5 protein-coding genes and 1 pseudogene are annotated in these 7,416 nt (G+C 61.1%); 3 read left to right on the forward strand and 3 right to left on the reverse strand.

The annotated features are described in order from the left end of the window. Positions 1–259 precede the first annotated feature (259 nt). The gene (locus WCA53_RS11110; protein WP_423909240.1) at positions 260–778 is read left to right on the forward strand and encodes a hypothetical protein; all 519 of its coding nucleotides are present in this window, start codon (positions 260–262) and stop codon (positions 776–778) included. Here WCA53_RS11110 and WCA53_RS11115 read toward each other — a convergent pair. The 3 genes from WCA53_RS11115 to WCA53_RS11125 form a co-directional block, all read right to left on the reverse strand. Further along, entirely contained in the window at positions 759–1,622 is an 864-nt protein-coding gene (locus tag WCA53_RS11115) for an alpha/beta fold hydrolase (protein WP_423909243.1), read from the reverse strand. The two genes, WCA53_RS11110 and WCA53_RS11115, sit on opposite strands and share 20 nt — an antisense overlap. Before the next feature lie 41 nt (positions 1,623–1,663). Further along, the gene (locus WCA53_RS11120; protein ID WP_423909246.1) at positions 1,664–3,265 is read right to left on the reverse strand and encodes a benzoate-CoA ligase family protein; all 1,602 of its coding nucleotides are present in this window, start codon (positions 3,263–3,265) and stop codon (positions 1,664–1,666) included. Between the two features lie 80 nt (positions 3,266–3,345). Further along, the gene (locus tag WCA53_RS11125) at positions 3,346–4,917 is read right to left on the reverse strand and encodes a 3,4-dehydroadipyl-CoA semialdehyde dehydrogenase (RefSeq protein WP_423909249.1); all 1,572 of its coding nucleotides are present in this window, start codon (positions 4,915–4,917) and stop codon (positions 3,346–3,348) included. Between the two features lie 297 nt (positions 4,918–5,214). Here WCA53_RS11125 and WCA53_RS11130 point away from each other — a divergent pair, with 297 nt between their 5' ends. After that, entirely contained in the window at positions 5,215–6,102 is an 888-nt protein-coding gene (locus WCA53_RS11130) for a helix-turn-helix transcriptional regulator (protein ID WP_423909253.1), read from the forward strand. 127 nt (positions 6,103–6,229) lie between these two features. Further along, positions 6,230–7,416, forward strand: a pseudogene (locus WCA53_RS11135) (enoyl-CoA hydratase-related protein); the annotation flags it as partial.

The following is a 7,416-nucleotide window of genomic DNA, read 5'->3' on the forward strand; positions in this document are numbered from 1 at the left end:
GAATAAGCATCCCGGTTTCAACAAAACCAACAAAGCAACTAACAATCAGCCCCGTACGCGTCACCGAATCAGGCTAATTCACTGGTATGTTTCAACGCAATCTGTCGCGCAAAAAACGAGTTTTCCAGACCCGGGTTTTCTAGCATGATTACGTGTTAGGGAAGTGACGACTCAAGTTGGAACAGGTGGAAAAAAGCAGCGGAAAAAAGACCACCGATCGCGAGCCGCAACACTCAAGCGTTGCCCGGAGAGAGGAAACATGATCGCCCGATTCATTGACGCCCGTCGCCGGCTGGCCAAAGCGAGCCGTGCTGCAAAGGCGGTGGCGCTGCTGACATTGACGGCATGGGCAGCGGGCTTCGCGATATCGGCTCCTGCACTGACACCGGCCGATAACCGGGAAATCCTGCGCTTTACCCTCACCGAAAGCTTCCTGCATCGCTACGCAGCCGCCGCAGCCGACGCCCGCAGTCAGACGAGCGACGGTTCCGACACCTCGCCGGATCCAGAAAAGACCATGGTATCGCTAGACTCGATGATCGCTGAGATCAACAAGTCGCCAGCCAAGGTCGCGCTGCTTCAGCGGCATGGACTCACCGCGCGCGAAGCGGCCGTTGGCGGATTGGTGCTGCTGCGCGTCCGTGTTGCCGACGCGTTGTCCGACGATCCGAATATGGCGAAATTCGTGAATGCATCGACGATACCCAGGCGCGCAAACATGGCCTTTTATCGCGCGCACAAAGCGGAAATCGCGAAGATCATGACGGATGACGAATAGCCTCTGCCGCATCGTCAGGCACGCGCCCATTGACGAACGAGACAATCGCCGCCGTCAACGCTGCCGGTTTCTGCCGATGCGGCGAATGCCCACATTCATCGAGCCGCACGAGTTGTGCGTGCGGCACGTGTTCCTGGATGGCATCGATTTGCGCCATCGTGCCGTACTCGTCGTCGTGTCCCTGAATGGCAAGCAATGGACCCGCGATCGTTGCCAGTTCGCCCGAAATATTCCATGACCGGAACGCGGGATCGAGCCAGATAGTGTTCCAGCCGAAGAACGCGGAATCGACGTCATCGTGATAAGCCGAGAGCTTGCTGCGCAAATCCGTTTCGCGATACGCGACGAGCGCTTGCGCAATGGAGTCGACTGAAATTTCCTCGACGAACACATGCGGCGCAATCGCCACCGCGCCGCGGAGTGCGTTCGCGTTCGAGAATGCAGCCGCGTAGAGCAGGGCGATCGAGCCGCCGTCGCTATGCCCGATCAACCACATGCGCGAGCGCTCGGCCGGGCCAATGTCGAGCGCGTCCAGGAACGCCGGCAGTACCTCATGCGCTTGTCGGGCGAGGAAGTCGACGGGCCACTTCACGTCGGCGGGACGCGGCGTCGAACGCCCATATCCCGGCCGCGAATACACGATCCCGCGATAACCGAGCGCATCGCAGAGCACTTGCGGCCAGCCCTTCCACATCGCGACCGAGCCGAGTCCTTCATGCAGGAACAAGGCGATGGGCGCGTCAGCCAGCTCGCGATTCAGCCATCGATATTCGAGCCGCAACGCGCCGCGATCGTGCGTGGCGGGGAGTATTGCGAATGCAGTGTCGTGCAACGATGAGTCCATGGGCGTGGTCGGATTTGAATTGCCTCTATTCTCGCCGAACTTCACTCGCGCTCGCGCAACTTGAAGCGCTGGATCTTGCCGGTCGCCGTTTTGGGAAGATCGTCGACGAACACAATCTCGCGCGGATACTTGTGTGGCGCCATGCGCGCTTTGACGAACGCCTTGAGTTCTACCGCGAGTTCATCAGTCGGCGGCACGCGATGCTTCAGCACGACGAACGCGCGCGTCTTGACGAGACCATCGCGCGTAATGCCTACCACAGCCGCCTCGAGCACATCGGCGTGCTGCGTCAGCACCATCTCGACTTCTATCGGCGATACATATTGGCCGCTCACCTTGAGCATGTCGTCGGCACGTCCCGCGTAGACGTAGTTCCCATCGGCGAGCCGCTGGTATTTATCGCCGCTTTTCAGCCACTCGCCGAGAAAGGTTGCGCGCGTCTTCTCACGATTGCACCAGTACATCAGCGCGGTACTCGGCCCCTTGATAAACAGGTCGCCGATCTCGCCGTCCGGCACTTTCTGGCCCCATTCGTCGCGCAGTTCCACCTCGTAGCCGGGCACCGCCGCGCCTGTCGTGCCGTACGCGACCTTGCCCGCGCGATTCGATAAAAAGATGTGCAGCATCTCGGTCGACCCGAGACCATCGAGGATCTCGCAGCCGAAATGCGCCGTGAAGCGCTCGCCAATTTCACGCGGCAACGCTTCTCCCGCCGACGTACAAATGCGCAACCGAACGGTATCTCTGGAAGGTAGTTCCTCAGAGGCCATCATCCCCGCGTACAAGGTCGGCACGCCGCAGAAAATAGTCGGCTTGTGCTGCTGCGTAAGGCGCGCGAAAACGGTGTCGGAAGTCGGGCGCCCGGACGTCAGTATTGCGGTCGCACCGACCGAAAGCGGAAACGTCAGCGCGTTGCCCAGGCCATACGCAAAGAACAATTTGGCGGCGGAAAAAACGACATCGTCCTCGGTCATGCCAAGCACGCGTTTGCCATAGAGTTCGGCGGTCCAATAAAGGTTCGCATGCGTGTGGACCGCGCCCTTGGGCTTGCCCGTGGAGCCCGACGAATATAGCCAGAACGCGATGTCGTCGGCGTGGCTCGGATAGGGCGCGGATCTCGGCACGGCCTGCGCCACCATGCGCGCGAACGAATGCTCAGCAGGCACATCGCCGTCCAGCGCGTGGGACTCGATCAACACGCAATCTTCGTTCGCGGCGTCGGCGAGCGCCTGCGTCACGGTCGGCAACAACGCGGCCGATGCAATCACTGCGCGCGAGCGGGAGTGGTCCAGCATGTAGGTGTAGTCTGCGGCGCTCAGCAGCGTGTTGGCTACGACTGGCACGACGCCGGCATACAGCGCGCCGAGAAACGCGACCGGCAAGTCGACCGTATCGAGCATGACCAGCAAAATGCGTTCTTCGGGGTGAACGCCGAGTGTGCCGAGCGCGCTCGCGAAGCGGCGCGCACGATTGTTAAGGTCTGCGTAGGAGGCAGCGCCGGTATCGTCGATATACGCCGTCTTTTGCGCGCGCGTCGCATTCAATGCGAATAGGTGCGCGGCAAAATTAAACTGCGTTGGCGGCGGCTCGACTACGGGGTATAGCGACGATTGCGGGACCAGCGGCTCGACTACGGCTTCCATGGAATGGAGTCTCCTGAAATGGGGCGCGACGCGCGGGCGGACCGCTTTGGCGGTCCGCCGGGCGTTCTCTACCGATTGCCCTACAGCTCGAAATGCCCTGTCTTATTGAGCAATGCGTCGATGGTCGCGGCAGGTGCCTGGATGGCCGAGCGCCGATGATAGAAATTCAGCGCACGCAGGCCGCCCAGTTCCTCACCGCCGCCGGCACGACCGGGGCCGCCGTGCAGCGACATCGGCATGACGTTGCCGTGTCCAGTCTGCGTAAGCGCCACCGATGGCGTGATTGCGTGAACCCGGCCGTGGCTATCCGCGAGTTCGACCGCGAGGCGCGCGAGTTGCGTTTCGTCGTTCGAATACAGCGATGCAACCAGCGATCCATGGCCGCGCCGGGCCAGCGCGACGGCGTGGGCTTCGTCGTTGTACGGACACAGCGTGGCGACCGGACCGAACACTTCGACGTCGTGGATGCGAGTCGCGTGGTCGGCGTCGTGTGCCACGAGCAAATGCGGCGCTATGCACGCGGCGATCGCGGGATCTGCGTCGATCAGCGCGACTTGCGATCCATCGAACGCCAGCTCCGTTTCTTCTCGCAAGGTCGCGATGCCGGCGCGCACGTTTTCCAGTTGCGCACGATTCACCAGCGCGCCCATGCGGACCGTTTCGTTGCGCGGATTGCCCACGGTTACAGCAGCAAGCTTGGCCACGAGTGCTTCGCGGGCGGCGTCCAGATACAGCTTCGGCACGAACGCGCGACGGATGGCCGTGCACTTCTGGCCGGACTTGACCGTCATTTCGCGCACCACTTCTTTCACGAACAGATCGAACGCCGGTGTGCCGGGCGCGGCGTCCGCGGCGAGAATCGCGCTGTTCAGACTGTCGGCTTCAACATTGAGCCGCGCGCCACGTGCGACGAACGCCGGATGCGCGCGAAGGGTCGCGGCAGTTTCGGCGGACCCGGTAAACGAAACTACGTCGTACGCGCCGATCTGGTCGAGCAAGCCTGCTGAGCCGCCGCATATCACCGATATCGCGCCCTCCGGCAAGATCCTGGCGTGGACCACGTCCTCTACCATCTGCTGCGTGAGCCACGCGGTAGCGGTCGCGGGCTTCACAATGACCGGCACGCCCGACAACAACGCAGGCGCCGCTTTTTCCCACAATCCCCACGACGGAAAATTGAAGGCGTTGATGAAAAGCGCGACGCCGCGCGTGGGCGTCAGGATGTGCTGGGACTTGAAGGTCTGATCCTTCGATAAACTCGTCGCCGCGCCGTCGCGCAGCGCATGAACGTCGCCTAGTGACGCGCCGATCTTTGCGTAGTAGGACAGCGTAAAGATCCCGCCGTCGATATCGACGGCTGAATCGTTCTTGGTCGTACCCGAATTTACGAGTGCGGTAGCGTAATACTTGTCGCGATGCGCCTGCAAGACCTTCGCAACCTCTGCTAGCTTGATGGCGCGAGCGGCATAGCTCAACGCGCGCAACGCTTCGCCGCCGCGATCGCGTGCAAACGCGAATGCCGCGCGAAGGTCGAGTCCCTCGCTTGACACGCGCACTAGCGCCTCTCCCGTGATCGGGTCGACGAGCGTCGAGCCTTCGCCACGACCGGCTACCCACGTTCCCGCGATGTAATTCTCAAGTAATGGAGTCATGAGGAATCCTGATGAGACAACGTGTGTTGCTGCGACGCATTACTCCGCGCCGGCCTGTTTCGTCGATTGAATACGGAATTCGGTGGGGGGCATGCTTGTCTCCGGCGCGCGTCAGGCGCGGCTCGATGGCAACCGAACGCACCACGCGGTCCGTTCTTTCGCCTTAGATTGGTGCATTAAACTTAGCCTGCGACAAACTGCATGTCAAGCACTATAGTACATATAACAAAGCGACCAAGGTCCATGAACATGAAACAAAACGCTTTAGCGCAAAGCGTCGATCCCACCGATCAGTCGATGCCCGCTCAAGATGACCGCGAAGCCCGCGATCCCTTCCTGGTCGGCATGGGCGAGCGCGTGAGGGTGCTTCGCGCCCGTCGCGGACTCACGCGAAAGGCGCTGGCGAAGGAAGCGGACGTATCGGAACGCTACCTCGCTAACCTCGAATCGGGCGTGGGCAATGCGTCGGTCCTTTTTCTTCGGCAGCTGACTAAGGCACTAAATTGCACGCTGGCAGAAATTGTCGGCGATGAAACCACGCTGTCTCCCGATTGGCTCCGCATTCGTGAGCTGCTCAATGGCCGCGACCATGACACGCTGAAGCGTACGCGGATCGCGCTTGAAGAGATGCTTTCGACAGCTCCCCAGGACCCTCATCGACACAACCGGATTGCGTTGATCGGGCTACGCGGCGCAGGTAAATCGACGCTTGGCCGCATGCTGGCCGATGAACTCAAGGTGCCGTTTGTCGAGCTCAATCGTGTGATCGAGCAACTGGCGGGATGCCCGCCGTCGGAGATTCACGCGCTCTATGGGGCGAGCGCTTACCGGCGCTATGAGCATCGCGCGCTCGATGCGGTCATTCAGGAGCATTCCCGCGCTGTGATTGCGTCTCCGGGCGGGTTGGTGTCCGAGGCGAGTACGTTGAATGCGTTGCTCACGCACTGTTTTACGGTCTGGCTGCAAGCCACGCCGGAGGACCATATGCGTCGCGTGATTGCGCAGGGCGACTTACGTCCGATGGCGGGCAACAAGGAATCCATGGACGATCTAAGGCGCATTCTCGAGGGTCGCGCCGAATTGTATGGCCGCGCAGACATGACCTTCGATACCAGCGGGAAGTCGCTTGCGGATAGTTATCTGTCGTTGCGGGATCGTTTGGCGGCGCGGCTGGCATCGGAGTAGGGGGAGATTGGGCGGTACTGCTGGCCCCTAGTGCTAACCCTGAAAGCGCACTAAAGTGCTTGCTACCACCTAGTAGATGCACTATTGTACATCTCATCGAATGAGAAACCGTACGAAGGAGCCATCCATGTCAACAGTGCAGCCCGTAGCGCAGGAATCAAACCCCGCGGCGCAGTCCGCCGGCACCTCCCGCGTGGACTACCGCACTGAGCCTTCGCACTACAAGCATTGGACGCTTTCCTTCGACGGCGTTGTCGCGACCCTCGGTATGGATATCGCGGAAGACGGCGGAATTCGCGACGGCTACAAGCTGAAGCTGAACTCGTACGATCTTGGCGTCGATATCGAATTGCACGATGCACTCCAGCGCATTCGATTCGAACATCCCGTAGTCCGCACAGTCGTGGTCACCAGTCTCAAGGACCGGGTGTTCTGTTCGGGCGCGAATATCTTCATGCTCGGCCTCTCCACTCACGCGTGGAAGGTCAACTTCTGCAAGTTCACGAACGAGACGCGTAACGGTATCGAAGATGCCTCGCGTCATTCAGGCCTCAAGTTCCTGGCGGCGGTGAATGGCGCATGCGCGGGCGGCGGCTACGAAATGGCGCTCGCCTGCGACGAAATCTATCTGATCGACGACCGCGCTTCCTCGGTCGCGCTCCCCGAAGTGCCGTTGCTTGGCGTGTTGCCCGGAACCGGCGGCCTGACGCGCGTGACCGACAAGCGCCGGGTAAGGCACGATCGCGCCGATATCTTCTGCACGATCGTGGAAGGCATTCGAGGCGAACGAGCGAAGCAGTGGCGCCTGGTCGATGAAGTCGTCAAGCCGAACGTCTTCAAGCAAACGATCCAGGCGCGCGCGCAGGAATTGGCGGGCCTGAGCGATCGTCCCGCCGATGCAAAGGGCGTGGTGTTGACCCGCGTCGAGCGAACGGACCGCAAAGACTGAATCACTTACGCAACCGTGGACATCAAGATCGACCGGACGAAGCGCACTGCAACCTTTACCGCGAAGGCGCCCGTCACGGAGCAGCCCGCGACAATCGATGCAATCGTCGCTGCTGGCGCGAACTGGTGGCCGTTGCAGTTTGCCCGCGAACTCGACGACGCCATCCTGAACCTGCGTACGAACGAGCTCGAAATCGGCACGTGGATTTTCAGGACCGAAGGCGATGCCCGCGCATTGCTCGCGGTCGACGCCACGCTGCTCGAACATCGCGCACACTGGTTCGTCCGCGAGACGATTGGCATGTTGCGCCGCACGTTTGCGCGCATCGACGTTTCGGCCCGTTCACTCTTTACGCTGATCGAACC

Source organism: Caballeronia sp. (assembly GCF_049581465.1).
Taxonomy (GTDB): domain Bacteria; phylum Pseudomonadota; class Gammaproteobacteria; order Burkholderiales; family Burkholderiaceae; genus Caballeronia.

Bases quoted from the DNA above. Each gene is read 5' to 3' on its own strand.
- WCA53_RS11110 (WP_423909240.1), top strand. From the start codon at position 260: ATGATCGCCCGATTCATTGACGCCCGTCGCCGGCTGGCCAAAGCGAGC.
- WCA53_RS11115 (WP_423909243.1), bottom strand. From the start codon at position 1,622: ATGGACTCATCGTTGCACGACACTGCATTCGCAATACTCCCCGCCACG.
- WCA53_RS11120 (WP_423909246.1), bottom strand. From the start codon at position 3,265: ATGGAAGCCGTAGTCGAGCCGCTGGTCCCGCAATCGTCGCTATACCCC.
- WCA53_RS11125 (WP_423909249.1), bottom strand. From the start codon at position 4,917: ATGACTCCATTACTTGAGAATTACATCGCGGGAACGTGGGTAGCCGGT.
- WCA53_RS11130 (WP_423909253.1), top strand. From the start codon at position 5,215: ATGCCCGCTCAAGATGACCGCGAAGCCCGCGATCCCTTCCTGGTCGGC.